28 protein-coding genes are annotated in these 26,221 nt (G+C 72.3%); 18 read left to right on the forward strand and 10 right to left on the reverse strand.

Annotated features, from left to right (window positions below; genetic code table 11):
- Positions 1–11: 11 nt before the first annotated feature.
- The 4 genes from ACFQGU_RS11070 to ACFQGU_RS11085 all read left to right on the forward strand — a co-directional run bounded on the left by ACFQGU_RS11070 (position 12) and on the right by ACFQGU_RS11085 (position 2,759).
- Positions 12–1,214, forward strand: a complete 1,203-nt coding sequence (locus ACFQGU_RS11070; protein ID WP_386766618.1) for a phosphoglycerate kinase — start codon at positions 12–14, stop codon at positions 1,212–1,214.
- A gap of 27 nt (positions 1,215–1,241) precedes the next feature.
- Entirely contained in the window at positions 1,242–2,012 is a 771-nt protein-coding gene (gene tpiA / locus ACFQGU_RS11075; RefSeq protein WP_386768243.1) for a triose-phosphate isomerase, read from the forward strand.
- Positions 2,013–2,128: 116 nt separating this feature from the next.
- Positions 2,129–2,368, forward strand: coding sequence for a preprotein translocase subunit SecG (secG, locus tag ACFQGU_RS11080; RefSeq protein ID WP_386766620.1), 240 nt, complete (start codon positions 2,129–2,131; stop codon positions 2,366–2,368).
- Positions 2,369–2,426: 58 nt separating this feature from the next.
- Entirely contained in the window at positions 2,427–2,759 is a 333-nt protein-coding gene (locus ACFQGU_RS11085) for an RNA polymerase-binding protein RbpA (protein WP_386766622.1), read from the forward strand.
- Between the two features lie 144 nt (positions 2,760–2,903).
- Here the strand turns inward: ACFQGU_RS11085 and pgl are convergent, their stop codons facing one another.
- The 5 genes from pgl to tkt all read right to left on the reverse strand — a co-directional run bounded on the left by pgl (position 2,904) and on the right by tkt (position 9,637).
- Positions 2,904–3,680 (reverse strand): 6-phosphogluconolactonase, encoded by a 777-nt coding sequence (gene pgl / locus ACFQGU_RS11090; protein WP_386766624.1) that lies wholly within the window; start codon positions 3,678–3,680, stop codon positions 2,904–2,906.
- The gene (locus tag ACFQGU_RS11095; protein WP_386766626.1) at positions 3,677–4,789 is read right to left on the reverse strand and encodes a glucose-6-phosphate dehydrogenase assembly protein OpcA; all 1,113 of its coding nucleotides are present in this window, start codon (positions 4,787–4,789) and stop codon (positions 3,677–3,679) included. The genes pgl and ACFQGU_RS11095 overlap by 4 nt, the downstream gene beginning before the upstream one ends.
- A complete protein-coding gene (zwf, locus tag ACFQGU_RS11100; RefSeq protein ID WP_386766628.1) occupies positions 4,786–6,327 on the reverse strand; it encodes a glucose-6-phosphate dehydrogenase in 1,542 nt (513 codons plus the stop codon). The genes ACFQGU_RS11095 and zwf overlap by 4 nt, the downstream gene beginning before the upstream one ends.
- Before the next feature lie 8 nt (positions 6,328–6,335).
- Positions 6,336–7,448: a transaldolase gene (gene tal / locus ACFQGU_RS11105; protein ID WP_386766630.1), complete on the reverse strand. Its 1,113-nt coding sequence runs from the start codon at positions 7,446–7,448 to the stop codon at positions 6,336–6,338.
- Positions 7,449–7,525: 77 nt separating this feature from the next.
- Positions 7,526–9,637: a transketolase gene (gene tkt / locus ACFQGU_RS11110; RefSeq protein ID WP_386766632.1), complete on the reverse strand. Its 2,112-nt coding sequence runs from the start codon at positions 9,635–9,637 to the stop codon at positions 7,526–7,528.
- A gap of 93 nt (positions 9,638–9,730) precedes the next feature.
- On the opposite strand from tkt, the gene ACFQGU_RS11115 reads away from it, so the two are divergent.
- Positions 9,731–10,699: a heme o synthase gene (locus ACFQGU_RS11115; protein ID WP_386766634.1), complete on the forward strand. Its 969-nt coding sequence runs from the start codon at positions 9,731–9,733 to the stop codon at positions 10,697–10,699.
- 22 nt (positions 10,700–10,721) lie between these two features.
- Positions 10,722–11,591: an ATP-grasp domain-containing protein gene (locus tag ACFQGU_RS11120; RefSeq protein WP_386766636.1), complete on the forward strand. Its 870-nt coding sequence runs from the start codon at positions 10,722–10,724 to the stop codon at positions 11,589–11,591.
- 4 nt (positions 11,592–11,595) lie between these two features.
- Here ACFQGU_RS11120 and ACFQGU_RS11125 read toward each other — a convergent pair whose 3' ends face one another.
- The 5 genes from ACFQGU_RS11125 to ACFQGU_RS11145 form a co-directional block, all read right to left on the reverse strand.
- A complete protein-coding gene (locus ACFQGU_RS11125) occupies positions 11,596–12,588 on the reverse strand; it encodes a COX15/CtaA family protein (protein WP_386766638.1) in 993 nt (330 codons plus the stop codon).
- Positions 12,589–12,658: 70 nt separating this feature from the next.
- Positions 12,659–13,384 carry an anti-sigma factor domain-containing protein gene (locus ACFQGU_RS11130; RefSeq protein ID WP_386766640.1) on the reverse strand — a complete coding sequence of 242 codons (726 nt, stop codon included), beginning with the start codon at positions 13,382–13,384 and terminating at the stop codon, positions 12,659–12,661.
- Positions 13,365–13,985 (reverse strand): RNA polymerase sigma factor, encoded by a 621-nt coding sequence (locus tag ACFQGU_RS11135; protein ID WP_386766642.1) that lies wholly within the window; start codon positions 13,983–13,985, stop codon positions 13,365–13,367. The genes ACFQGU_RS11130 and ACFQGU_RS11135 overlap by 20 nt, the downstream gene beginning before the upstream one ends.
- A 136-nt stretch (positions 13,986–14,121) precedes the next feature.
- Positions 14,122–14,913: an ABC transporter permease gene (locus tag ACFQGU_RS11140; protein ID WP_386766643.1), complete on the reverse strand. Its 792-nt coding sequence runs from the start codon at positions 14,911–14,913 to the stop codon at positions 14,122–14,124.
- Positions 14,910–15,848: an ABC transporter ATP-binding protein gene (locus ACFQGU_RS11145; protein WP_386766645.1), complete on the reverse strand. Its 939-nt coding sequence runs from the start codon at positions 15,846–15,848 to the stop codon at positions 14,910–14,912. The genes ACFQGU_RS11140 and ACFQGU_RS11145 overlap by 4 nt, the downstream gene beginning before the upstream one ends.
- A gap of 104 nt (positions 15,849–15,952) precedes the next feature.
- On the opposite strand from ACFQGU_RS11145, the gene ACFQGU_RS11150 reads away from it, so the two are divergent.
- From ACFQGU_RS11150 to ACFQGU_RS11205, 12 genes are all read left to right on the forward strand, one after another.
- Entirely contained in the window at positions 15,953–16,669 is a 717-nt protein-coding gene (locus ACFQGU_RS11150; protein WP_386766647.1) for a helix-turn-helix transcriptional regulator, read from the forward strand.
- Complete coding sequence (gene sufB, locus ACFQGU_RS11155) at positions 16,666–18,078, forward strand: Fe-S cluster assembly protein SufB (protein ID WP_386766649.1); 1,413 nt, start codon at positions 16,666–16,668, stop codon at positions 18,076–18,078. The genes ACFQGU_RS11150 and sufB overlap by 4 nt, the downstream gene beginning before the upstream one ends.
- A gap of 1 nt (position 18,079) precedes the next feature.
- Positions 18,080–19,249, forward strand: coding sequence for a Fe-S cluster assembly protein SufD (gene sufD / locus ACFQGU_RS11160; protein WP_386766652.1), 1,170 nt, complete (start codon positions 18,080–18,082; stop codon positions 19,247–19,249).
- Entirely contained in the window at positions 19,246–19,581 is a 336-nt protein-coding gene (locus ACFQGU_RS11165; RefSeq protein ID WP_386766654.1) for a non-heme iron oxygenase ferredoxin subunit, read from the forward strand. The genes sufD and ACFQGU_RS11165 overlap by 4 nt, the downstream gene beginning before the upstream one ends.
- A gap of 29 nt (positions 19,582–19,610) precedes the next feature.
- Positions 19,611–20,375, forward strand: a complete 765-nt coding sequence (gene sufC / locus ACFQGU_RS11170; RefSeq protein WP_386766656.1) for a Fe-S cluster assembly ATPase SufC — start codon at positions 19,611–19,613, stop codon at positions 20,373–20,375.
- Positions 20,372–21,715 (forward strand): cysteine desulfurase, encoded by a 1,344-nt coding sequence (locus ACFQGU_RS11175; RefSeq protein ID WP_386766658.1) that lies wholly within the window; start codon positions 20,372–20,374, stop codon positions 21,713–21,715. The genes sufC and ACFQGU_RS11175 overlap by 4 nt, the downstream gene beginning before the upstream one ends.
- Positions 21,715–22,170, forward strand: a complete 456-nt coding sequence (gene sufU / locus ACFQGU_RS11180) for a Fe-S cluster assembly sulfur transfer protein SufU (RefSeq protein ID WP_386766660.1) — start codon at positions 21,715–21,717, stop codon at positions 22,168–22,170. Before ACFQGU_RS11175 ends, sufU begins: the two co-directional genes overlap by 1 nt.
- Positions 22,167–22,514 (forward strand): metal-sulfur cluster assembly factor, encoded by a 348-nt coding sequence (locus ACFQGU_RS11185; RefSeq protein ID WP_386766662.1) that lies wholly within the window; start codon positions 22,167–22,169, stop codon positions 22,512–22,514. Before sufU ends, ACFQGU_RS11185 begins: the two co-directional genes overlap by 4 nt.
- Before the next feature lie 67 nt (positions 22,515–22,581).
- Entirely contained in the window at positions 22,582–24,186 is a 1,605-nt protein-coding gene (locus tag ACFQGU_RS11190; RefSeq protein WP_386766664.1) for an ABC-F family ATP-binding cassette domain-containing protein, read from the forward strand.
- Between the two features lie 72 nt (positions 24,187–24,258).
- A complete protein-coding gene (locus ACFQGU_RS11195) occupies positions 24,259–24,489 on the forward strand; it encodes a helix-turn-helix domain-containing protein (RefSeq protein ID WP_386766666.1) in 231 nt (76 codons plus the stop codon).
- 83 nt (positions 24,490–24,572) lie between these two features.
- Positions 24,573–25,286: an enoyl-CoA hydratase/isomerase family protein gene (locus tag ACFQGU_RS11200; protein WP_386766668.1), complete on the forward strand. Its 714-nt coding sequence runs from the start codon at positions 24,573–24,575 to the stop codon at positions 25,284–25,286.
- A gap of 68 nt (positions 25,287–25,354) precedes the next feature.
- A complete protein-coding gene (locus ACFQGU_RS11205) occupies positions 25,355–26,155 on the forward strand; it encodes a L,D-transpeptidase family protein (RefSeq protein ID WP_386766670.1) in 801 nt (266 codons plus the stop codon).
- Positions 26,156–26,221: the final 66 nt, after the last annotated feature.

A 26,221-nucleotide genomic window follows, 5' to 3' on the forward strand; every position in this document is an offset into this window, starting at 1 on the left:
GGACTGACCACATGAAGACGATCGACGACCTCGACGTCGCCGGTCGCCGGGTCCTCGTGCGGACGGACTTCAACGTCCCGCTCGAGGACGCCGGCGACGGCACCCGTCGCATCACGGACGACGGCCGTATCCGTGCGGCCCTCCCGACCATCGAGGCCCTGCGCGGCCGCGGTGCGCGGGTCGTCCTCGTCGCCCACCTCGGTCGCCCGAAGGGGGAGGCCAAGCCCGAGCTGTCGCTCGCGCCGGTGGCCGCCCGCCTCGGCGAGCTGCTGGGCACCCCGGTGGCGTTCGCCACCGACGTCACCGGCCCGTCGGCGCAGGCTGCCGTGGCCGGTCTCGGCGACGGCGACGTCGCCCTGCTCGAGAACGTGCGGTACGACGCCCGCGAGACCAGCAAGGACTCCGCCGAGCGCGGCGCCCTCGCGGCCGAGCTGGCATCGCTCGCCGACGTCTTCGTGAGCGAGGGCTTCGGCGTCGTGCACCGCGAGCAGGCGAGCGTCACCGACGTCGCGCGGCTGCTGCCGCACGCCGCCGGCCAGCTCGTGCTGTCCGAGGTGCAGGTGTTCCGCAAGGTCCTCGGCGACCCCGACCGGCCGTACGCCGTCGTCCTCGGCGGCTCGAAGGTCAGCGACAAGCTGGGGGTCATCAACAACCTCCTGCAGTCGGTCGACCGACTGCTCGTCGGCGGCGGCATGTGCTTCACGTTCCTGGCCGCCGAGGGGCACGGCGTCGGATCGTCGCTGCTCGAGGCCGACCAGATCGAGACCGTGAAGGGCCTCATCGCGACGGCCGAGGAGAAGGGCGTCGAGCTGGTCCTGCCGGTCGACGTCGTCGTGGCCACCGCGTTCTCGGCTGACGCCGAGCACAAGGTCGTCGCGGTCGACTCGATCGAGGACGGCTGGATGGGCCTCGACATCGGACCCAACAGCCGGGTGCTCTTCGCCCGTGCGTTGTCCGACGCCCGCACGGTGGTCTGGAACGGGCCCATGGGCGTGTTCGAGATGGCTCCGTACGCCGAGGGCACCCGCGCGGTGGCCGAGGCGATCACCCACGTCGACGGGCTCTCTGTCGTCGGAGGTGGCGACTCCGCCGCCGCCGTACGGCTGCTGGGCATCGACGAGTCCGGCTTCTCGCACATCTCCACGGGTGGAGGTGCGTCCCTGGAGTTCCTCGAGGGCCGCGTCCTGCCCGGCATCGCGGTCCTGGAGGACTGAACTGTGGCTTCGAGCCGACTCCCGCTCATGGCGGGCAACTGGAAGATGAACCTCAACCACCTCGAGGCGATCGCGACGGTGCAGAAGCTCGGCTTCTCGCTGACCGACGAGGACCTCGCGGCGTGCGAGGTGGCCGTGCTGCCGCCGTTCACCGACATCCGCTCGGTGCAGACGCTGGTCGACGGCGACAAGCTCGACATCAGGTACGGCGCGCAGGACCTCAGCACGGCGGACAAGGGTGCGTACACCGGCGAGATCAGCGGCGCGATGCTGGCCAAGCTCGGCTGCACCTACGTCGTGGTCGGCCACAGCGAGCGTCGCGAGATGCACGCGGAGACCGACGCCGTCGTGTCGGCCAAGGCCCAGGCGGCGTACCGCCACGGCCTCGTGCCGATCGTCTGCGTCGGCGAGGGCCTCGAGGTGCGGCAGGCCGGTAACCAGGTCGAGCACACCCTCGCGCAGATCGACGGCTCGCTCGCGGGCATCACGGCCGCCCAGGCCGAGACCGTCGTCATCGCCTACGAGCCCGTCTGGGCCATCGGCACCGGCGAGGTCGCCACCCCGGCCGACGCGCAGGAGGTCTGCGGAGCCATCCGTGGCCGCCTCGCGGAGCTGTACTCGCCCGAGCTCGCGGACAAGGTGCGCGTGCTCTACGGCGGCTCGGTCAAGGCCAGCAACGTGGCGGCGATCATGTCCGAGCCCGACGTCGACGGCGCCCTCATCGGGGGTGCCAGCCTCGACCCCGACGAGTTCGTGGCGATTGCCCGCTTCCGCCTGCACCCGGCCGACGCGTCCTGATCGAACCGGACCCCGGGAAGACCGAGCGAGCCTCGTTCCGGTTTCCCGGGGTCCGTCACGTATCCTGATGCGACCGCGCCGCCCGGCACGGTCCCGAGGGGAGCACCCGCAGCGCCATGGTCCTGTTCTTCCAGATCCTCATCATGATCAACAGCGTCCTGCTGATCGCCCTCGTGCTGCTGCACAAGGGCAAGGGCGGCGGCCTCTCCGACATGTTCGGCGGCGGCATCTCGTCCTCCCTCGGCGGCTCGAGCGCCGCGGAGCGCAACCTCGACCGCATCACGATCGGCCTCGGCGTCCTCTGGGCCGCGCTCGTGGTCGGCCTGGGCCTGCTGCTCAAGGGCACCATCGTCTGATCCGGGCCGCGAGGCCCGCCATCCGTACGTCCGCACGACCGAACGAGAGGCTCGATCAGTGGCCAGTGGCAGCGCGATCCGCGGAAGCCGTGTCGGCGCCGGACCCATGGGCGAGGCCGAGCGCGGCGACGCCGCGCCGCGTCAGCGCATCACCTTCTGGTGCGCCAACGGGCACGAGACCAAGCCGAGCTTCGCCTCCGACGCCGCCGTCCCCGAGACCTGGGACTGCCCGCGCTGCGGCCTCCCGGCCGGCCCGGACAAGGACAACCCGCCGGCCGCACCGAAGATCGAGCCCTACAAGACGCACCTCGCGTACGTGAAGGAGCGCCGCTCGGACGCCGACGGCGAGGCGATCCTCAACGAGGCCCTCGCCAAGCTCCGCGACGCCTGAGCACCACAGCCAGCACGAAGGCCCGGATCCACAAGGATCCGGGCCTTCGTCGTGCGGGGAGGGCTCGAGTTACTGCCCACATGGACGCTGAGAAGTGTCGCTCAACGACGATTTGGGCAGTAACTCGCGGAATGCGCGAGGGGGTCAGGGGCTGGCGAGGCGGCGGAGCTTGGTAGGGATGCTGGCGGCGGCGTCCTCGTCGAGCAGGAAGAGGGTGCGCTCCCGGCCGCGGGCGCCGGCGGCGGGCAGCTGGATGCGGCCGGCGTCCGACAGCGCGAGGCGCACGGAGTCGGCCTTGCCCGCCCCGCTGCCGAGGATCCAGACCTCCCGCGACGCCGTGATCGCGGGGAAGGTCAGCGTGACGCGCTCGGGCGGCGGCTTGGGGGCGCCGTGGACGCCGACCGCGCCGCGCTCGGTCTCGTGGACGGCCGGCTGCTGCGGGAACAGGCTCGCCACATGGCCGTCCTCGCCGATGCCGAGCAGGCACACGTCGAAGCTGGGCACAGGGGCGTGGTCCTCCGGTCGCGACGCGCGGAGCAGGTCGTCGGCGTACCGCGCGGCGGCCTCGTCCACGTCGAGGCCGGGCACCTGAGCGGCGACGGCGTGGATGTTCTCGGCGGGGATCGGAACGTGGTCGAGCAGGGCCTCGCGGGCACCGGTCTCGTTCCGCTCCGGGTCGCCCGCGGGAAGGAACCGCTCGTCGCCCCACCACAGGTGCAGGGCCGACCAGTCGATCGCGTCGCGCGCCGGGGACGCGGCCAGCGCCGCCAACGAGGCCGTGCCGATGCGACCGCCGGTCAGGCACAGGGTGGCGTAGCCCGACGCCGACTGCGCGTCGACGATCCGGGTCACCAGCCGTGCGGCCACCGCCGCCGCCAGGGTGGCCTGGTCGCGGTGGACGAGCACCTCGGGCGTGGTCATCGGGCCCGCCTCTTCGCCGCACTCTTCGTGGCGGGAGCCTTCGTGGCCGGTGCCTTCGTGGCCGGTGCCTGCTTCGCCGCAGCCTTCGCGGGCGCCTTCGCGGCGGGAGCCTTCTTGGGCGCGGGCTTCTTCGCGGGTGCCGCCTTCTTCGCGGGTGCCGCCTTCTTCGCGGCGGCGGTCCTCGCCGCCGCTGCCGGCGGCTGCGCGTCGAGGTCGACGACGGCCTGCAGCGTCTCGCCGTACACCTCGTCGGCGTCGAGGCGGCGCAGCTCCTCCGCGATCAGCCCCTCGGTCGTCCGCCGCCCGAGGGCCGCCTCGCGGTCCGGGAAGCCGGGGCGCGTCAGGTGCGCGACGCCGCCGGCGGGCCGGCTGAGCGTGATGTCGCCGTGGGTGGTGTGCACCGACACGCCGGTGAGGCCGGGGCCCTTGCTCGCCCTCACCTGGACGGGGACGCCGAGCCGCGCGTGCAGCCAGGCGGCCAGCAGGGTGCCCGACGGGTTGTTGCGCTCCACCTCGACGGTGCAGCCGGTGATCGGGTCGTGCGGCTGGTCGAGGTTGGCCGCCAGCAGGGCCCGCCATGGCGTGAGGCGGGTCCAGGCGAGGTCGGTGTCGCCGTCGACGTAGCTCGTACGGCGCTCCTCCAGCGCCTTGAGCGGCCGCGCAGCGGCTGCGGCGTCGGTGATGCGCCGCTGCGCCAGGCGCCCGACAAGGTCCTCGGAGGGCGACGCCGGGGCCTTGCCCGGCCACCAGACGACCACGGGGGAGTCGGGCACGAGAAGCGGCAGCACGACCGAGGCGATGTGCTGCGAGAGGTGGCCGCGCAGCCGCAGCTCGACGAGCTCGCCGAGCCCGTCGCCGCCGCCGACCGTGATGACGGCGTCGAGCCGTGGATCGGTGCGCCCGGGCCGGGGGATGGCCGTGAGGATGCGGCACGGGTGCTCACGCGCGGCCTCGGCGGCGGCGACGACGGCGTCCGCCTGCGTCTCCTCGTCGGCCACGATCACCAGGGTGAGCACGCGGTTGACCGCGCTGGATCCCTGCAGGAACCGTTCGCGGTTGATGGCGCTCGAGACCTCGCCCGCGGTGGTGTCGTCGAGCCTGACGCTCATGGCCGCCTCCACTGGCGTCCGTCACGGGCGAGCATCGCGTGGGCGCTCGCCGGTCCCCAGGTGCCCGCGTCGTACTGCTCGGGCTGACCGCTCTCGGCCCAGTGCTCGAGGATCGGGTCGAGCACCTTCCAGCCGAGCTCGACCTCCTCGTGCCGGGGGAAGAGCGGCGGGTCGCCGAGGAGGACGTCGAGGATCAGCCGCTCGTAGGCCTCGGGGCTGTTCTCGGTGAAGGAGTCGCCGTAGGCGAAGTCCATGTTGACGTCGCGCACCTCCATCTGGGTGCCCGGCACCTTGGAGCCGAAGCGCAGGGTCACGCCCTCGTCGGGCTGCACGCGCAGCACCAGGGCGTTCTGCCCGAGCTCCTCGGTGTCGGTGACGCTGAACGGCAGGTGCGGGGCGCGCTTGAACACGACGGCGAGCTCGGTCACCCGGCGCCCGAGACGCTTGCCCGTGCGGAGGTAGAACGGCACACCGGCCCATCGACGGGTGTCGACCTCGAGCCGGACGGCCGCGAACGTCTCGGTCGTGGAGGTGGGCGAGATGCCGTCCTCCTCCAGGAACCCGATCACCTTCTCGCCGCCCTGCCATCCGGCCGCGTACTGGCCGCGCGCCGTGCCGAGGTCGAGGTCCTCGGGAAGCGTCACCGCAGCGAGCACCTTCTCCTTCTCCAGGCGCACGTCCCGCGCGGAGAACGTCAGAGGCTCCTCCATCGTGGCGAGCGCGAGCAGCTGCAGGAGGTGGTTCTGGATGACGTCGCGTGCGGCGCCGATGCCGTCGTAGTAGCCCGCGCGGCCGCCGATGCCGATGTCCTCGGCCATCGTGATCTGCACGTGGTCGACGTAGTTGGCGTTCCAGATCGGCTCGAACATCGTGTTGGCGAAGCGCAGGGCCAGGAGGTTCTGGACCGTCTCCTTGCCCAGGTAGTGGTCGATGCGGAAGACCGAGCCCGAGGGGAACACCTCGCCGATCGTCTCGTTCAGGTGCTGCGCGCTCTCGAGGTCGTGACCGAAGGGCTTCTCGATCACGACGCGACGCCAGGCGCCGTCCGCGGAGACCGACAGCCCGCTGCGCTTGAGCTGCTGCACGACGTCGCCGAAGAACTTCGGCGGGATCGACAGGTAGAACGCGTGGTTGCCCTGGGTGCCGCGCACGCGGTCGAGGTCGAGGACGGTCTCGACGAGGGTGTCGAACGCCGCCTCGTCCGCGAAGTCGCCCGCCACGAAACGGATGCCGCGGCACAGCTCCTGCCACACGTCCTCGCGGAACTCGGTGCGGGCGTGCTCGCGCACGGAGTCGTGCACGATCTGCGCGAAGTCCTGGTCGGCCCAGTCGCGACGGGCGAAGCCGATGAGCGCGAAGCCGGGCGGCAGCAGGCCGCGGTTGGCGAGGTCGTAGACCGCGGGCATCAGCTTCTTGCGCGCGAGGTCGCCCGTGACGCCGAAGATCACGAGGCTGCACGGCCCCGCGATCCTCGGAAGGCGGCGGTCGCGCGGGTCACGGAGGGGGTTCTCCGTGGGGGTCCAGATGCGGGTGCGCACGGCCGGCCTCAGCGCCCTGCCGCCGACCGCGCGGCTGCGAGGGCGGCGGTGACGGCCTCGAGCAGCTGGTTCCACGACTGCACGAACTTCTCGACCCCCTCGTCCTCGAGCACCTGCACCACGTCGTCGAGGTCGATGCCTGCGGCAGTGAGCGCGTCGAGCGCCGCTCGGGCGGCGGCGTACTCCGGCACGATCGTGTCGCCCAGCACCACGCCGTGGTCGCGCACTGCGTCCAGCGTCGCCTCCGGCATGGTGTTGACGGTGTCCGCCGTGACGAGGTCGATGACGTAGCGGGTGTCCGAGTACGCCGGGTCCTTCACGCCGGTCGAGGCCCACAGCGGCCGCTGCACGTGCGCACCCGCGGCCGCCAGCGCCTTCCAGCGATCCGAGGCGATCACCTCGGCGAACGTCTCGTGCGCCACACGGGCGTTGGCGATGGCGGCGGTGCCGCGCAGCGGGGAGCCGTCGCCCAGCCGCTTGTCGACCTCGGAGTCGACTCGGCTGACGAAGAACGAGGCCACCGACTCGATGGTCGACAGGTCGTGGCCGTTGGCCTGCGCCTGCTCCAGGCCCGCGAGCCACGCGTCGAGCACTCCGCGGTACCGCTCGACCGAGAAGATCAGGGTGACGTTCACGCTGATGCCGGCGCCCAGCACCTCGGTGATCGCCGGCAGCCCCTCGAGGGTGGCCGGGATCTTCACCAGGAGGTTCGGCCGGTCCACCGCCCAGTGCAGCGCCTTGGCCTCCGCCACGGTCGCGGCGGTGTCGGCCGACAGGCGGGGGTCGACCTCGATGCTCACGCGTCCGTCGACTCCGTGCGTGCGCGCGTGGACCGGTGCGAGCACGTCGCAGGCCCAGCGCACGTCGTACGTCGTCATCGCGCGCACGGCCTCGCCGACGTCGACGCCGCGGATCGCGAGGTCGTGCACCTGGTCCGCGTACGCCGCGGCCCCGGACACGATCGCCTTCTCGAAGATGGACGGGTTCGTCGTCACGCCGACGACGTGCGACCCCTCGACGAGGGCGGCCAGGCCGCCCCCGGACAAGCGGCTGCGGTCGAGGTCGTCGAGCCAGATGGAGACTCCGGCGGCGGACAGGTCGGCAAGGTGGTCCTGGGACATGTCTCGACCCTAGCCACGCCCGACGCACCGCGCCCGGCCCACCCGGGGAATCGGGGCGGCCGGGCGCGGGCGTGCGGTCAGGACGAGGCGGCCAGCGACTCCTGCGCGGCGGCGACCACGGCCTCGGCGGTGATGCCGAACTCCCGGAAGAGGGTCGCGGCGTCGGCCGAGGCACCGAAGTGCTCGAGCGAGACGGCGCGGCCGTGGGTGCCGAGGTACTTCCACCAGCCCTGGGCGATGCCGGCCTCGACCGAGACGCGGGCGCGCACCGAGCTCGGCAGGACCGACTCGCGGTAGTCCGCGTCCTGCTCCTCGAACCACTCGACGCTGGGCACCGACACGACGCGCGTGGGCGTGCCCGCGGCCTCCAGCGCCTCCCGGGCCGAGAGCGCGAGCTGCACCTCGGAGCCGGTGGCCAGGACGATCACTGCGGGGGAGCCCCCGGACGCCTCGGCCAGCACGTAGGCACCGCGGGCCGCCTCGGAGGCCGGCGCGAGGCCGTCGGCCGCGCGGTCGAAGGTCGGCAGGTTCTGCCGGGTGAGGATCAGACCGGTGGGCTTGCGCCGGCGCAGGATCTCCTCCCACACAGCCGCGGTCTCGTTCGCGTCGCCGGGGCGGACGACCGCCAGGCCGGGGATCGCGCGCAGCGCCCAGAGGTGCTCGACGGGCTGGTGCGTCGGTCCGTCCTCGCCGAGGCCGATCGAGTCGTGGGTCCAGACGTAGGTGACGTTGATGCCCATGAGCGCGGCCACGCGGACGGCGCCGCGCATGTAGTCGGAGAACACGAGGAAGGTGCCGCCGAACGGCCGCAGCAGCCCGGAGAGCGCCATGCCGCTCAGGGCCGAGCCCATCGCGTGCTCACGGATGCCGAAGTGCAGGATCCGGCCGTACGGCGACTGGCTCTTGCCGAACGGCGACGTCGGCGAGACCAGGGTGCCCTCGGGCAGGAACGACGGCGCGCCCTCGATGGTGGTGTTGTTGCTCTCGGCGAGGTCGGCGGAGCCGCCGACGAACTCGGGCAGCTGCGCCGCGATGGCCTGGATGACCTCGCCGCTCGCCTTGCGGGTCGCGACCGAAGTGCCGGCCTCGAACTCCGGCAGCGTGAAGCCGTCGGGCAGGGTGCCGGCGACCAGGCGGTCGAGCAGCGTCGCGCGGTCGGGGTTGGCGGTGCGCCAGGCGGCGTACGCGACGTCCCACTCGCCGTGCAGGGCCGCGCCCCGGGCGCCCACCTCGCGGGCGTGGGCCAGCACCTCGTCGGAGACCTCGAAGGACTTCTCCGGGTCGAACCCGAGGATCTCCTTGGTGGCGGCGACCTCGGCGGCGCCCAGGGCAGAGCCGTGGGCCTTGAAGGTGTTCCGCAGGGTGGGTGCCGGCCATCCGATGACGGTCTGGAGGCGGATGAAGCTCGGGCGGCCGCGCTCGGCGCGCGCGGCGTCCAGCGCACGGGCGAGACCCACGACGTCGACGTTGCCGGAGGGCAGGACGTCGACCGACTGCACGTGCCAGCCGTAGGCGGCGTAGCGGGCCAGGACGTCCTCGTTGAACGCGACCGCGGTGTCGTCCTCGATCGAGATCTTGTTGTCGTCCCAGACGACCTGCAGGTTGCCCAGCTTCTGGGTGCCGGCCAGCGACGACGCCTCGGAGGTGACGCCCTCCTCGAGGTCGCCGTCGGAGGCGATGACCCACACGTCGTGGTCGAAGGGGCTCGAGCCCGGTGCCGCGTCGGGGTCGAGCAGGCCGCGCTCGTAGCGCTGCCCCATCGCCATGCCCACGGCGGTGGCGAGGCCCTGGCCCAGGGGGCCGGTCGTGGTCTCGACACCCGCGGTGTGGCCGAACTCCGGGTGGCCCGGCGTGAGCGCGCCCCAGGTGCGGAACGACTGCAGGTCGGACAGCTCGACGCCGTACCCGGACAGGAACAGCTGCACGTACAGCGTCAGTGACGAGTGCCCGCAGGACAGCACGAAGCGGTCGCGGCCCAGCCAGCCGGCGTCGGCCGGGTCGTGGCGCAGGAACCGCTGGAAGATGAGGTACGCCGCCGGCGCGAGGCTCATGGCGGTGCCCGGGTGGCCGTTGCCGACCTTCTGGACGGAGTCGGCCGCCAGGATGCGGGCCGTGTCAACCGCGCGGCGGTCGAGATCGGTCCATGAGGCGGGGTCGAAGGGGGCTGCGGAGGAGGCGCTGATCGTCACGAGCCACGAGCCTACCGGCGGGAGGTGGCGCGGGGTCGGGGCCGGTAGACTCCCCGAGACCCGGCCGCCCGGGTCCGTCCCACTCCCAGGAGGTTGCGCGTGACCGCCGTCGACCCCCGGCACCTCGATGCCGGTGACCAGGTCGACGCGTCGTCCGTCCGGGGCGACACCGGTCCCGTGCGCACCCGGTCCAAGGCAGCCGCGCTGCTCGCGCTGACCAAGCCGCGCATCATCGAGCTGCTGCTCGTCACCACCGTCCCCACGATGATCCTGGCCTCGGACGGTCTGCCCTCGCTGCTGCTCGTCGGGATCACCGTGTTCGGCGGGTTCCTGGCAGCCGGCGGCGCGAACGCGCTCAACATGTACGTCGACCGCGACATCGACCGGCTCATGGTCCGCACCGGTCACCGCCCCCTGGTCACCGGCGAGATCAGCCCACGGACCGGTCTGGTCTTCGGCCTCCTGCTCGCGGTCTCGTCGGTCGTCTGGTTCGCGCTCCTGACCAACCTGCTCACGGCGGCGCTCACCGCAGCCGCGATCCTGATGTACGTCGTGGGCTACACGCTGTTGCTCAAGCGCCGTACACCGCAGAACATCGTGTGGGGCGGTGCCGCGGGCTGCATGCAGATCCTCATCGGGTGGGCCGCAGTCACCGGCTCGATCACCTGGGCGCCGGTCGTGCTCTTCGGCATCGTGTTCTTCTGGACCCCGCCGCACTACTGGCCGCTGTCGTTGCGCTTCAAGGACGACTACGCAGCCGCCGGTGTCCCGATGCTGCCCGTCGTGGCGCCGATGTCGCGTGTGGCCAAGGAGATCATCGGCTACTCGTGGGCGATGGCGCTCACCTCGCTGCTGCTCGTCCCCGCAGCGGGCATGACCTGGTTCTACGCCGTGGCCGCGGTGCTGCTGGGCGGTGCCTTCGTCGCGGAGGCGCACGGCCTCATGCGCCGGGTCAAGCGCGGTGACGCGGACGTCAAGGCGATGCGGCTCTTCCACGGCTCGATCACCTACCTCGCGCTGCTGTTCCTCGCCGTGGCGATCGACGCCTTCCTGCCGTGGTGACCCGCTGCCGGTCGGCGGCAGCGTGACCGACGTCGTCTACGTCACGCACGAGGTCGACCCCTCCCTGCCGTCGCCCGACGTCGACACCGACCTCGAGGTGGCGCTGGCCGCGTTCGCCTGGGAGGGCATCTCGTTCGAGGTGGCCGCCTGGGACGACCACGGCTTCGACTGGTCGGAGGCGGGCCTCGTGCTCGTGCGCAGCCCGTGGGACTACGTGCTGCGGCGCCGCGAGTTCCTCGAGTGGACCCGTGACGTGAGCGCGCTCAGCCGTCTCGAGAACCCCGCCGAGGTGCTCGAGGCCAACACCGACAAGACCTACCTGCGCGAGCTCGCCGACCGCGGCCTCCACGTCGTCCCCACGGGCTGGGTCGGGCGGGCCGACGACGCCGACGCCGTGGTCGCGCAGGTGCGCGGCGCGTTCGGCCCTCGGCTGGTGGTGAAGCCGACCGTGTCCGCCGGGGCGCGCGACACGATCCTCACGTCCGACGCGGTCGAGGCCGTCGCGCACGCCCGCTCGGTGCTCGCCACGGGCCGTGGCGCGATGGTGCAGCCCTATCTCGAGTCCGTCGCGGACGAGGGCGAGACGAGCGTCCTCGTCATCGACGGCGAGATCACCCACGCGGTGCGCCGGCGCCCCGCCCTCACCGAGGGCGGCACCGGCGCCGACGGCACCCTCGTGCCGCTGACCGACGAGCTGCGGGCGGCGGCCGCGCAGGTGATGTCGGCCTCGGGGGCGGAGAAGCTGCTGTACGCGCGCGTCGACCTCGTCCGGGACGCGGACGGACGCCTGGCACTGCTCGAGCTCGAGCTGACCGAGCCCACGTTGTTCCTCACGCTGCACCCGGATGCGGCGCGCGTGCTCGCCGCCGGGGTCGCCGCGCGGCTGCCCTGACCTGTCAGACCGCGGCGCCGGCCGGCTGCGCCGTCCACTGGACGCCGCGACGCCGGGTGCGGAGCAGCAACCGCGCGGTCGCCCACCAGACGAGCACCGAGCCGAGCAGGTGGAAGGCGACGAGCACCCACGGGAGCCCCGTGAAGTACTGCACGTAGCCGATCCCCGCCTGACCCAGCATGAGGAGCAGCACGACCACGGCGTCGTGCCCGACGTCGTGCGTGTCGGCGCGGGAGGCGCGCAGCGCCACGATGAGGCCCGCGAGCAGGCCGATCGCGAGGAAGACCAGGTCGGCGTGCAGCCAGGAGACCACCTGCGGGTCGAGACCGAGCCGCGGCGTCTCGGCGTCGCCGGCGTGAGGTCCGCTCGCGGTCACCAGCACCCCGACGGTGATGACGAGGGCCATGACGAAGGTCAGCACGTGGACGCCGATCCGGATCTCACGGCGTACGACGTCGACCACGGGCTCGTCGGCCGGTTCCGCTGCCCGGTGAACGAGCATCGTGCACAGGAGCACGAGCGCCATCGAGAGCAGGAAGTGCGCGCCGACCACGAGCGGGTTGAGCCCGGTGAGCACCGTGATGCCCCCGAGGACGGCCTGCGCCACGGTGCCGAGGAAGGGGACGAGGGCGAGCCGGGTGAGCACCGGACGCGCTGGCAGGCCGACGCGGCGACGGCGTGCGGCATCCCAGAGCGCGGCGGCGATCGCCGCCACGGCGAGCAGCGCGAGCACGAAGGTGAGCGTGCGGTTGCCGAACTCGATGAGCTTGTGGAACCCCTCGGCCTGCTCCGGCGTGGGGACGAACGATCCCTCGGTGCACCGCGGCCAGGTGGGGCAGCCGAGCCCCGAGCCCGTGAGCCGCACGACGCCGCCGGTCACGATGATGGCGCCCTGGGCCACGAGGTTGGCGACGTAGATCCGGCGCACCGCGCGCGGCGCAGTGCCGTTCGGCCCGAGCGTTGCCTCGGCCGTCGTGGGGCTCGGCTCAGTCGTCACGGTGCCGAGGGTAGGCGAGTGCCGTGGCACCGGCCCGTCCGACCGGCGCCCGAGCGACGCGTCTCACACGTCATGCGGGCAGGATGCCGCGCACGAGCGAGTTCTTCGAGTGCGAGGGGTCGCCGTCGTCCGGCTCGAGCGACACGTCGACCACGGGGTAGTCCGCCATCGACACGCCGGGGGGCATCGCGAAGTCGCCGTGGTCCTTGCCGTCGAGAACGCCGAGCGAGATGAGCTTCTTGGCGTCCTTGTCGAGCAGCCACACCTCGTAGAAGCCGTCGGCCTTGGCAAGGCCGCTGACGTCCACCGAGACCTGCGGTCCGGAGGGCGTGTCGACCACCTGGGCGATGCCGCGTGCCGTCTGGCCCTCGAGGGGCTCGAGCTGCGCCGAGGCGAGGACCGTGGGCTCGGCACCCGCGTCGCCTCCGGACGTCGTGCCGTAGACCACGCCCGCACCGACGACGAGACCGACGCAGGCGGCCGCTGCCAGCAGGAGCCAGGAGGGGCGCCGACGACGCACGGTGGCGAGGTCGGTAGGAGCGTCCTGCATGGCGAGCTGGGCGGTGATCGCCTCCCACACGGAGTCCGGCGGTGCGACGAGGGCGTCGTCCGGGGTCACCGTCCGCGCGGTGCGCACGACGGTCAACAGCTCGTCGAGCTCGGACGAGCATGCCGCGCACGCGAGCAGGTGCTGCTCCGCCGAGACGGCCTCGGACGGCGTGCCGGGACGCTCGCCGAGCGCGAGCAGGGAGAGCAGATCGGGGTCGAGGTGAAGGTCACGCTGAGCCGGTGACATGGTCCACCTCCAACCGGGTACGGAGCCGGTCGAGGGACCGGCGTATGTGGGACTTGACGGTACCGAGCGGGAGGCTCAGCAGGCTTGAGATCTGGGCGTGCGTCAGGTCGTGGAAGAAGGCGAGCTCCATGATCCTGCGCTGCGGCTCACCGAGTCGAGCAAGCTCGTCGGCGAGGAGCACGCGGTCGGCCACACCTGACTCGGGCCCGCTCGCGGGGTGGAGGTCGGCCGTGGCGCCCACAGCCTCGACCGCCCGACGTTCGCGCGATCGTGCCTCCCACCGGTCCGCGATGCGGCGACGGGTGATGGTCACGAGCCAGCCCGGGAGCGTGCCCGCATCCGGGTCGAACCCGGCCTGGCCGCGCCACGCGGCCACGAACACCTGCTGGGTGACGTCGGCGGCGTCCTCGCTGTCGCCCGTCGAACGCAGGGCCATCGTGTGGACCAGGGACGACCAGCGGCGGTAGGCCTCTTCGAGCGCCGTCGGGTCGCCGGCCGCGAACCGGTGGCCGAGCTCGACGACCTCCGGGTCGGGGCTGGGCCTCGAGCGCAGCCGTGGATCGGGGACCGCGCGGAGGTGGCCCACGGCGGCGACGGTCACGTCTGGCTCCTCGGGGCTCGGCACGGATGAAGGATCTCGCGGGCGCGCCGGGTCCGCAATTCCCGTTCCGTGCCCACAACCCCTCTATCCGGCGTCGGCCCTCCGCCGGATGCAGCCGGAGGCGGATTCCTCCGGGCTAGTCCCAGCGGAAGGTGCGAGCCGTGGCCAGCCCGGCGGCGAGACCCCAGGCGGCGAGCACGAGGACCGGCTGCAGCGGCAGCCCCGCGCCGTCGAGGAGCACAGCGCGAAGCCCCTCGCCCAGCGCTCCCGGAGGCAGCCACTGCACGATGGCGGCCCAGGCGTCCGGCAGGCGCGTCACCGGCACCACGAGGCCGCCGACGGCGAGCATGACGAGGTACAGCCCGTTCGCGACCGCCAGCGTGCCCTCCGCGCGGAGCGTCCCCCCGAGCAGGAGCCCGAGGGCGGAGAACGTGGCCGTGCCGAGCAGCAGGAGCACGAGCGCCGCAGCGGGCGACCCGGCGGGGCGCCACCCGAGAGCGACGGCGACGGCGGCGATCAGCGCGATCTGCACGGCCTCCACCACGAGGACGCCCAGGGTCTTGGCCACGAGGAGGCCGGTGCGCCCGAGCGGCGTCGAGCCCAGCAGCCGGAGGACGCCGTACCGCCGCTCGAACCCGACCGCGATGGCCTGGCCAGTGAACGCCGTCGACACCACGGCCAGGGCGAGCACGCCCGGTGCCACGGCGTCGATCGCGGGGGAGTGCCCGACGAGGTCGACCGGCAGCCGGGAGAGCCCGACGAGCAGGGCGATCGGGATGGCCAGGGTGAGCAGCAGCTGCTCGCCGTTGCGCAGCGTGGAGCGCACCTCGAACGCCGCCTGGGCGACCACGACGCGGGCCGGCGGGGCCGCGCCCGGGTCCGGGGCCAGGGCGCCCGGCGCGCGGGTCCCGAATTGCTCGCTGCTCACGCGCGCAGCTCCCGTCCGGTGAGCTCGAGGAAGACGTCCTCGAGCGACCGTCGTCCGCTGGAGATCCCGTGCGGGCTCGTGCCGTTCTCGGCGCACCAGGCGCTGACCGCCGAGAGCACCTCGGGCCCGAGCGGCGCCTCCACGCGGTACGAGCCGGCGGGGGACTCGGTCACGAGCGCGCCCAGCGGGAGCTCTGCCGCCAGCGCCCCCACGTCCAGGCCGGCCGTGGCTCGGAAGGTGAGCACCTCGGCGTCGCCGGTGAGCTGGGCCGGGCTCCCGGCGGCCACGACCCGTCCGCGATCGATCACCACGACGTGGTCGGCGAGGCGCTCGGCCTCGTCGAGGAGGTGCGTGGTGAGCACCACGGTCACGCCGTCCGCCCTCAGCTGCTCGACGAGCTCCCACGACGTGATCCGTGCCTGCGGGTCCATCCCCGCGCTCGGCTCGTCCAGGAACACGAGGTCGGGACGCCCCACCAGCGCGCACGCCAGGGCGAGCCGCTGCTTCTCCCCGCCGGACATCCGGCGGTACGTCGCCCGCACCTGCTGGAGGCCGAGCCGCTCGGCGAGGTCGTCGACGTCCAGAGGGCGGGCGTAGAACGACGCCAGGTGGCGCAGCACGGGGAGCGCGCGCGACGAGGCGTAGATGCCGCCGCTCTGCAGCATCACCCCGACCCGTGGGCGCAGGGCCGCCGCGTCCCTCACCGGGTCGAGGCCCCAGACGCGGACCGAGCCGGAGTCCGGCCGGCGGTATCCCTCGCAGACCTCGACGGTGCTGGTCTTGCCCGCGCCGTTCGGGCCGAGGATCGCCGTCACCGAGCCCGCAGCAACGCTGAAGGTGATGCCGTCCAGGGCGCGGGTGGGGCCGTAGCTGAGGGCGAGGGAGTCGATCACGACGGCGTCGGCGGTGCCGGTCGATCCGTCGGACGAGGTCACCCGGCGAGCATAGGCAGCGCCGCGCAGGGCCGCCGGACCGGGATCCGGACGCAGAACCGCACCCCGGGCTCGCGGCCCGGGGGCAATTAGGCAACAATGACGTTGTGAAATCGACCGCCGCCCCGACGGGTGCGCCCGTCCGTGTCGCGCGGACCCTGCTCGAAGGGGGCCCGCAGACCGCTGCCGCCCTCGCCGAGCGGCTCGGTCTCACCACCACCGCGGTCCGGCGGCACCTCGACTCCTTGCTCGACGCGGGCCATGTCGAGGCCACCGAGCGCGCGCCGTACGGCCCCGGCGCGGTCTCGACCAGCCGCGGGCGCGGCCGCCCGGCCAAGGTCTTCAGCCTGACCGCCGAGGGCCGCGAGGCGTTCGAGCAGTCGTACGACGACCTCGCCGTCGACGCCCTGCGCTACCTCGCCGAGACCGGGGGAGCCGACGCCGTCGAGGGCTTCGCCCGCCACCGGGTCGCGGGGCTCGAGCGCCGCTACGCGTCCGCGCTGCAGGACTCCTGCGCCAGCGAGCGCCCCGAGGTGCTCGTCGAGCTCCTGTCCCGCGACGGCTACGCCGCCACGGTCGTGGAGAACGAGACCGGCTACGCCGTGCAGATCTGCCAGCACCACTGCCCGGTGGGCCACGTGGCCGCCGAGTTCCCCGCCCTGTGCGAGGCCGAGACCGAGGCGTTCTCGCGCCTGCTCGGCACGCACGTCACCCGACTCGCGACCCTCGCCCACGGCGACGGCGTGTGCACCACCCTCGTCCCGCGCCAGCCGGCGTCGGACGTGCCGAACACCACCCGCGCCACCACGGAGGTCAGCTCATGACGACCGAGACCCACGACGATCTCGAAGGAATCGGCCGGTACGACTTCGGCTGGGCCGACAAGGACGTGGCCGGCGCGAACGCGCGGCGCGGCCTCAACGAGGACGTCGTCCGTGACATCAGCGGGCGCAAGAACGAGCCCGAGTGGATGCTGCAGATGCGCCTGAAGGCGCTGCGCATGTTCGAGAAGAAGCCCATGCCGGGCTGGGGATCGGACCTGTCGGGCATCGACTTCGACAACATCAAGTACTTCGTGAAGTCCACCGAGAAGCAGGCCGCCTCGTGGGAGGAGCTGCCGGAGGACATCAAGAACACCTACGACCGTCTGGGCATCCCCGAGGCCGAGAAGCAGCGCCTCGTCTCCGGCGTCGCCGCGCAGTACGAGTCCGAGGTCGTCTATCACAAGATCCGCGAGGACCTCGAGGAGCAGGGCGTCATCTTCCTCGACACCGACTCCGGCCTGCGCGAGCACGAGGACACGTTCAAGGAGTACTTCGGCTCCGTGATCCCGAGCGGCGACAACAAGTTCTCCGCGCTCAACACCGCGGTGTGGTCCGGCGGCTCGTTCATCTACGTGCCCAAGGGCGTCCACGTGGACATCCCGCTGCAGGCGTACTTCCGGATCAACACCGAGAACATGGGCCAGTTCGAGCGCACCCTGATCATCGTCGACGAGGGCGCGTACGTGCACTACGTCGAGGGCTGCACCGCGCCGATCTACTCCAGCGACTCCCTGCACTCGGCCGTCGTCGAGATCATCGTGAAGAAGGGCGCCCGTTGCCGCTACACGACGATCCAGAACTGGTCGAACAACGTCTACAACCTCGTCACCAAGCGCGCCGTCGCCCAGGAGGGCGCCACGATGGAGTGGATCGACGGCAACATCGGGTCGAAGGTCACCATGAAGTACCCGGCCGTCTGGATGGTCGGCCCCCACGCCAAGGGCGAGACGCTGTCGATCGCGTTCGCGGGCGAGGGCCAGCACCAGGACGCCGGCTCGAAGATGGTGCACGCGGCGCCGCACACGTCCTCGACGATCATCTCCAAGTCGGTCGCACGGGGCGGTGGCCGCACGTCGTACCGCGGCCTCGTCCAGGTGCTCGAGGACGCCCACGGCTCCAAGAGCACGGTGAAGTGCGACGCGCTGCTCGTCGACGACATCAGCCGCTCGGACACCTACCCGTACGTCGATGTCCGCACCGACGACGCGTCGATGGGGCACGAGGCCACGGTCTCCAAGGTCAGCGAGGACCAGCTCTTCTACCTGATGTCGCGCGGTATGTCGGAGGACGAGGCGATGGCGATGATCGTCCGCGGCTTCGTCGAGCCGATCGCCCGCGAGCTGCCCATGGAGTACGCGCTCGAGCTCAACCGGCTCATCGAGCTTCAGATGGAAGGAGCTGTCGGCTGACATGAGCATGGCCACTGTCACCGACACCGGCACCGCCGCCGGTCACGTCTCGAGCGCCGTGGAGGGCTCCGCCCTCACGGGCCGCGAGGAGGCCTGGCGGTTCACCCCGCTCGCCCGCCTCCGTGGTCTGCACGCGTCGATCGAGGCACCCGTCGCCCCCGGCATCGAGGTCGACGCAGCACCCGAGGCCAGGCACGAGGTCGTGCCCACGTCGTCGCTCCCCGCGCCCGTGGGCCCGGTCGAGGGTCCGGCTGCGCTCGCGCGCGCCGCGACCACCGAGTCCGTGGTGCTCACGTTCCCGAAGGAGTCGGTCGCCAGCCGCCCGACCCTCGTGCGCGTCACCGGCTCCGGCACCGACTCGTCGTCGGTCGCGCACCTCGTGATCCGCGCGGAGGCGTTCGCCCAGGCGGTCGTCGTCGTGCAGTACTCCGGGTCGGCGTCCTACTCCGACAACGTGGAGGTCGAGCTGGGCGACGGCGCGCAGCTCACCCTCGTATCGATGCAGGAGTGGGCGGACGACACCGTCCACCTCGGCCGCCAGCACTCGGTCGTGGGGCGCAACGCGCGCCTGCGATCGTTCATCGCGACGTTCGGCGGCGAGACCGTGCGCCTCGTGCCGACGGTCGAGTACGCCGGCCCCGGGGGCTCGGCCGAGCTGTTCGGCATCTACTTCGCCGACGCCGGCCAGCACCTCGAGCACCGGTCGCTCATCGACCACGCGGTGCCGCACTGCACGTCCGACGTCCTGTTCAAGGGCGCCCTGAAGGGCGACCCGACGGCGGGGGAGGCCGGCATCGCGCGCAGCGTGTGGGTCGGCGATGTCATCATCCGCGCTGCGGCCGTCGGCACCGACACGTACGAGCTCAACCGCAACCTGGTCCTCACCGACGCCGCCCGCGCGGACTCGGTGCCCAACCTCGAGATCGAGACCGGCGAGATCGTCGGTGCCGGTCACGCGAGCGCCACCGGCCGGTTCGACGACGAGCAGCTGTTCTACCTGCAGGCGCGCGGCATCCCCGCCGACGTCGCCACGCAGCTCGTCGTCCGCGGCTTCTTCGCCGACGTCATCGCACGCCTGGGCCTGCCGGAGTGGGAGCAGCACCTGCTCGACCGCATCGACAACGAGCTCGGTTTCGTGGCGGGCGGCGACTCCGAGGAGGACGGCCAGTGAGCGCGGTCGAGGTCTGCAAGCTCGTCGACGTACCCGCCGTGGGTGCGCTCGCCGTCGTCGTCGACGGCAACCCGGTGGCCGTCGTACGCGACGAGGCCGGCAATCTGCACGCGATCCGCGACATCTGCTCGCACGCCGACGTCGCCCTCTCCGAGGGCGAGGTCGACGGCTGCACGATCGAGTGCTGGCTGCACGGCTCGCGCTTCGACCTGCGCACCGGCAAGCCGACCGGACCGCCCGCCGTCACCGCCGTGCCCGTCTACCGCATCAGCGTGGAGGGCACCGGCGACGACGCCGTCGTGCTCGTCGACATCGCTGCCCGCCCCCTCTGACCCCGCACCGCCAGGCCCCAGGAGAAACCATGTCCACCCTTGAGATCCGCGACCTGCACGTCAGCGTCGACACCGACGCAGGCGCCCGGGAGATCCTCCGCGGCGTCGACCTCACGGTCCGCTCCGGCGAGACGCACGCGATCATGGGCCCCAACGGCTCCGGCAAGTCCACCCTCGCCTACTCGATCGCGGGCCACCCCAAGTACACGATCACGAGCGGCACCGTCACCCTCGACGGCGAGGACGTCCTCGCGATGAGCGTCGACGAGCGGGCCCGCGCCGGTCTCTTCCTCGCGATGCAGTACCCCGTCGAGGTGCCCGGCGTCTCGGTATCGAACTTCCTGCGCACGTCGGTGACCGCCGTCCGCGGCGAGGCGCCCAAGCTGCGCACCTGGATCAAGGAGATGCGCACGGCCATGGACGACCTGTCCATGGACCCTGCCTTCGCCGAGCGCTCGGTCAACGAGGGCTTCTCCGGCGGTGAGAAGAAGCGTCACGAGATCCTGCAGATGCAGCTGCTGCAGCCGAAGATCGCGATCCTCGACGAGACCGACTCCGGCCTCGACGTCGACGCGCTCAAGGTCGTCTCCGAGGGCGTCAACAAGGTCAAGGCCTCGGGCGACATCGGCACCCTGCTGATCACGCACTACACGCGGATCCTGCGCTACATCAAGCCCGACTTCGTCCACGTGTTCGTCGACGGCCGCATCGTGGCCGAGGGTGGCGCCGAGCTCGCCGACGAGCTCGAGGCCAACGGCTACGACACCTACGTGAAGGCGGCCGCCTCCGCATGACCACCCTGTCCGCCCCGGTGAGCGGCCTCCTCGACTTCGAGGCCGTCGCAGCCGACTTCCCGATCCTGTCGCGCACCGTGCGCGGCGGGAACCGGTTGGTCTACCTGGACTCCGGGGCCACGTCGCAGAAGCCCACGGCCGTGCTCGACGCCGAGCGTGGGTTCTACACGCGGCACAACGCCGCGGTGCACCGCGGCGCCCACCTCCTCGCCGAGGAGGCCACCGACGCCTACGAGCACGCCCGGCAGCGCATCGCCGACCTCCTGGGCGCGCAGCCGCGCGAGCTGGTGTTCACCAAGAACGCCACCGAGGCGATCAACCTCGTGTCGTACTCCTTCACCAACGCGACGGCGAAGGCGCAGCACGGCTCGCCGCTGCCCGCCGGGTCGGAGCGCTTCATCCTCGCGCCGGGCGACGAGGTCGTCGTGACCGAGATGGAGCACCACGCCAACCTCGTGCCGTGGCAGGAGGTCTGCGACAAGACCGGCGCCGTGCTGCGGTGGATCGGCGTGACCGAGGACGGTCGGCTCGACCTCGAGCACCCCGAGCACGGCCTCGGCGTCATCACCGGGCGCACCAAGGTCGTGGCGCTCACCCACCAGAGCAACGTGCTCGGCACGGTCACCCCGGTGCAGCAGGTCGCCGACGCGGCGCACGGCGTCGGAGCCGTCGTCGTCCTCGACGCGTGCCAGTCGGTGCCGCACATGCCCGTCGACGTCCGCACCCTCGATGTCGACTACGTCGCGTTCTCGGGCCACAAGATGCTGGGCCCGTCGGGCATCGGCGTGCTCTGGGGCCGCTACGACCTCCTCGAGTCGATGCCGCCGTTCCTGACCGGCGGCTCCATGATCGAGGTCGTCCGCATGGAGTCCTCCACCTTCGCCCCGCCGCCCCAGCGCTTCGAGGCGGGCGTGCCGATGGCCGCCCAGGCCGTGGGCCTCGGCGCAGCGGTCGACTACCTCGAGGCGCTCACGTCCGCCGACGGCTCGCTGTCGGGCATGGCCGCCGTCGCGGCGCACGAGCACGCGCTCACGGCGTACGCGCTCGCGTCGCTCGCCGAGGTGCCGGGTGTCCGCGTGGTCGGGCCGCTCGACGCCGAGTCCCGCGGCTCCGCCGTCTCGTTCGTGGTCGACGGGGTGCACGCGCACGACGTCGGCCAGGTGCTCGACGACCGCGGCGTGGAGGTGCGGGTCGGCCACCACTGCGCCTGGCCGCTGCACCGCCGGTTCGGCGTCGCCGCCACCGCACGCGCGACCTTCTACGTCTACAACGGACCGCGGGACGTCGACGACCTCGTCGCGGCCGTGCGGCACGCGCAGACCTTCTTCGGGGTGGCGTGATGGACCTCGAGAACCTGTACCAGGAGATCATCCTCGACCACTACAAGCACCCCCGCGGCAAGGGGTTGCGCGACCCGTACCAGGCCGAGGTGCACCACGTGAACCCGACCTGCGGGGACGAGATCACGCTGCGGGTGGAGGTCGAGGGCGGTGTGGTCACCGACGTCTCGTACGACGGCATGGGCTGCTCGATCTCGCAGGCCTCGGCCAGCGTGCTCTTCGAGCAGCTGGTGGGTCAGACGGTCGAGAGCGGGCTCGCGACGACCGACGAGTTCCTCACGCTCATGCAGGGCCGCGGGCAGGTCGAGCCCGACGAGGACGTGCTCGGGGACGCGATCGCGTTCGCGGGCGTGGCGAAGTACCCGGCACGCGTGAAATGCGCGCTGCTGTCGTGGATGGCATGGAAAGACGCGGTCTCCCAGGCCGTGGTGGCGACGACGAAGGAGTCCTCATGACCGAGACCAGCGCACCCATCGCGGGCGGTGACGGCATCACGCCCGACGACGAGGTGATCGAGGCCCTCAAGGACGTCGTCGACCCCGAGCTCGGGATCAACGTCGTCGACCTCGGCCTCGTATACGGCGTCCAGGTGGACGACTCGAACATCGCCACGATCGACCTCACGCTGACCTCGGCGGCCTGCCCGCTGACCGACGTCATCGAGGACCAGACGCGTGCGGCGCTCGACGGCATCGTGGCCGACTACCGCATCAACTGGGTCTGGATGCCGCCGTGGGGCCCCGACAAGATCACCGACGACGGCCGCGAGATGCTCCGCGCCCTCGGCTTCAACCTGTAGCAGCGCCCCGACGCCCCTCGGCCGTGTGGTCGGGGGGCGTCCGCGCGCCAACTAGAATCCTGTTCTTGTGACCATCTCCGCCCAGGGCATCGAGCTGCGTGCCGGCGCCCGCCTGCTGCTGGAAGGCGCGACCTTCCGCGTAGGGCCGGGCGACCGCGTCGGGCTCGTCGGCCGTAACGGCGCCGGCAAGACCACGCTCACGCGGGTGCTCGCCGGCGAGGGCGAGCCGGCTGCCGGGACTGTGGCCCGCGGGGGAGAGATCGGCTACCTGCCCCAGGATCCTCGCGACGTCGACCTCGAGGAGCTCGCCCTCGACCGCATCCTGTCGGCGCGCGGCCTCGACGAGGCGGTACGCCGGATGCGCTCGGCCGAGAAGCGGATGGCCGACGCCACGGACGACGCCGCCCGCGAGAAGGCGATGCGCCGCTACAGCAACGCCGAGGCCCACTTCATGTCGCAGGGCGGCTACGCCGCCGAGTCCGAGGCTGCGGCCATCGCATCGAGCCTGGCCCTGCCCGAGCGGGTGCTCGCCCAGAACCTCGGCACGCTCTCGGGCGGTCAGCGCCGCCGGGTCGAGCTGGCCCGCATCCTCTTCAGCGGGGCCGAGACGCTCCTGCTCGACGAGCCCACCAACCACCTCGACGCCGACTCGATCGTGTGGCTGCGCGACTTCCTCAAGTCGCACAAGGGGGGCCTCATCGTCATCAGCCACGACGTCGACCTGCTCGAGGCCACGATCAACCGGGTCTTCCACCTCGATGCCAACCGCGGCGAGGTCGACGTCTACAACATGGGCTGGAAGGCCTACCTGACCCAGCGCGAGACCGACGAACGGCGCCGCAAGCGGGAGCGCGCCAACGCCGAGAAGCAGGCCGACCAGCTGCAGAAGCAGGCCGACCGCATGCGCGCCACGGCCACCAAGGCGAAGGCGGCGCAGAACATGGCCCGCCGCGCCGAGCGCATCCTCGGAGGCCTCGAGGAGACGCGCCGCAGCGACAAGGTGGCCAAGCTGCGGTTCCCGACCCCGGCGCCGTGCGGCAAGACGCCGCTGCGGGCGGCCGAGCTGTCGAAGTCGTACGGGTCGCTGGAGATCTTCACCGATGTCGACCTGGCCATCGACAAGGGGAGCCGCGTGGTCGTGCTCGGCCTCAACGGCGCGGGCAAGACGACCCTGCTGCGCATCCTCGCGGGCGTCGACAAGCCCGACACCGGCGAGATCCTGCCCGGCCACGGCCTGCGCCTCGGCTACTACGCGCAGGAGCACGAGACCCTCGACGCCACCCGCACGGTGCTCGAGAACATGCGCACCGCCGCGCCCAACCTGCTCGAGCCGGAGATGCGCAAGGTGCTCGGGTCGTTCATGTTCAGCGGCGACACCGTCGACCAGCCCGCCGGCACCCTCTCGGGCGGCGAGAAGACCCGGCTCGCGCTGGCCACGCTGGTCGTGTCGGCCGCGAACGTCCTGCTCCTCGACGAGCCGACGAACAACCTCGACCCGGCGTCGCGCGAGGAGGTCCTCGGTGCCCTGCGCTCGTACGAGGGCGCCATCGTCCTCGTGACGCACGACGAGGGCGCGGTCGACGCGCTCGCGCCGGAGCGGGTGCTGCTGCTGCCCGACGGCGTCGAGGACCTCTGGAACCCCGACTACGCCGACCTCGTCTCGCTCGCCTGATCCACGACGGGCCTGGTGGCAGCGAACCTCGGCCGGGGTACCGTTGATCAAACCCGGCACCAGGAGGCAGCGGTGGCAGATCTCGGCAAGGGTCGACGCGTCCAGGGCGGCGAGCGCGACAAGCTCAGCCACGACCTCAAGAAGAAGTACGTCGCCGGCGCCAGCATCCGCGAGCTCGCCGAGTCCACCGGCCGCTCCTACGGCTTCGTGCACCGGCTGCTGACGGAGTCGGGCGTGACGCTGCGCGGCCGCGGCGGCGCCACCCGTGGCAAGGCCAAGCAGAAGGCGAAGGCGCAGTCCTGAACGCCCCCGTCCCCGCCGAGGTCCTCGCGGCCGGCGGCGTCACCGTCTCCTGGTCCGGTCCTGGCGGCGAGCCCGTCGTCACGGTGATGCTCGATCGCGCCGAGAAGCGCAACGCGCAGACGCCCGCGACCTGGCGGGCGCTCGCCGCGGTCGGCGACCAGCTGCCCGACGGAACGCGGGTCGTGGTGCTGCGCGGCGCCGGTCCGGTGTTCAGCGCCGGCATCGACCTGCGGACGTTCACCCCGGAGGGCGTGGACGGCGAGCAGGTGGTCGCGCAGATCGCCGCGCTCGACGACCCGGGCGTGTCCGACCTCATCGCCGGCTTCCAACGGGCCTTCACCTGGTGGCACGACCGCGACGACGTCATCACCGTGGCCGCCGTCCAGGGCGCTGCGGTCGGCGCCGGCTTCCAGCTGGCCCTCGCGTGCGACCTCCGGGTCTGCAGCACCGACGCCCGCTTCGCGATGCGCGAGACGTCGCTCGGCCTCGTGCCCGACCTCGCGGGAACGCACCCGCTCGTGCGTGCCGTCGGCTACGGCCGCGCGCTCGAGCTGTGCGCCACCGGCCGCTGGCTGCCCGCGGACGAGGCGCAGGCGTGGGGCCTGGTCTCCGCCGTGGGGGACGACCTCGACACGCTGGTGGGCGCCACGGTGGCGGGGCTGCTGACCGCGCCCGAGACGGCGCTGCGGGCCACCAAGGGCGTGCTGCGGGCTGCCGTGACCCAGGACGCGGTCGCCCAGCGCCGCACCGAGCGCGAGGCCCAGATCGGGCTCCTCCGGGGCCTGCTCGGCGGCTGACCGTCTTCCGGACACGTGTCGCCCGTCCGTACGACGTGGCCCGCGCCGGGACGGGGGAGGATGGGCCGGTGACCCGCCGTCCGCGCCTCTGCGCCGCCCTCGCCGTCGCTGCGGCCGCTGTCACGGCGTTCGGGCTGCTGGGCGCGAGCGGGCCGGCGTCCGCGCAGGTGGTGGCACCGACCGCCGTCCCCCTGCCCGCGGACATCGGGCAGCTGCCGTCCACGGTGAAGCAGCTCGTGACGGTCGAGGGCGGCTACACGAGCACCTACGCCACCGTGACCGCGTGGGCACGGGTCAACGGCTCCTGGGTCGTGCGCATGCGCACCACCGGCCGTGTCGGCTACAGCGGGCTGTCCGACATGGGGGTGGGCATCCGTCGCCAGAGCGACGGGACCACCCCGACCGGCCTCTACAAGATCGGCTACGGCTTCGGCACGGGCAGCAACCCCGGCACGAGCATGTGGTGGCGCCGCTTCGACCGCAACGACTACTGGTCCTTCGACGCCCGAGACCCCAAGACCTACAACGTGTTCCAGACCCAGCGCCCGGCAACGGCGTACTGGCGCGCCTACTCGCCGTACTCCGAGCACCTGTACGACCTCGCGAGCGAGTACCAGTATGCCTTCCTCATCAACTTCAACCTGCCGAAGAGCAAGCCCTACCAGCGCGCCGACGGACAGTGGGTCACGTCGTCCCCGGCCAACACCGCGCGGGGCGGAGGGATCTTCCTGCACGTGAACGGGTCGGGAGCGACCGCAGGCTGCGTCTCGGTGCCCCGGGACAGGATGCTCTGGCTCACGCGCTGGTTCGGGCCCGCGTACCAGCCGCACATCGCCATCGGCACCACCAGCCTCATCCGCAGCCTCTGACCCGGAGCCTCTGACCCGGAGCCTCTGACCCGGAGCCTCTGACCCGGAGCCTCTGACCCCCGGGCG

This window comes from Longivirga aurantiaca, assembly GCF_042660085.1.
GTDB classification, from domain to species: Bacteria; Actinomycetota; Actinomycetes; order S36-B12; family CAIYMF01; genus Longivirga; species Longivirga aurantiaca.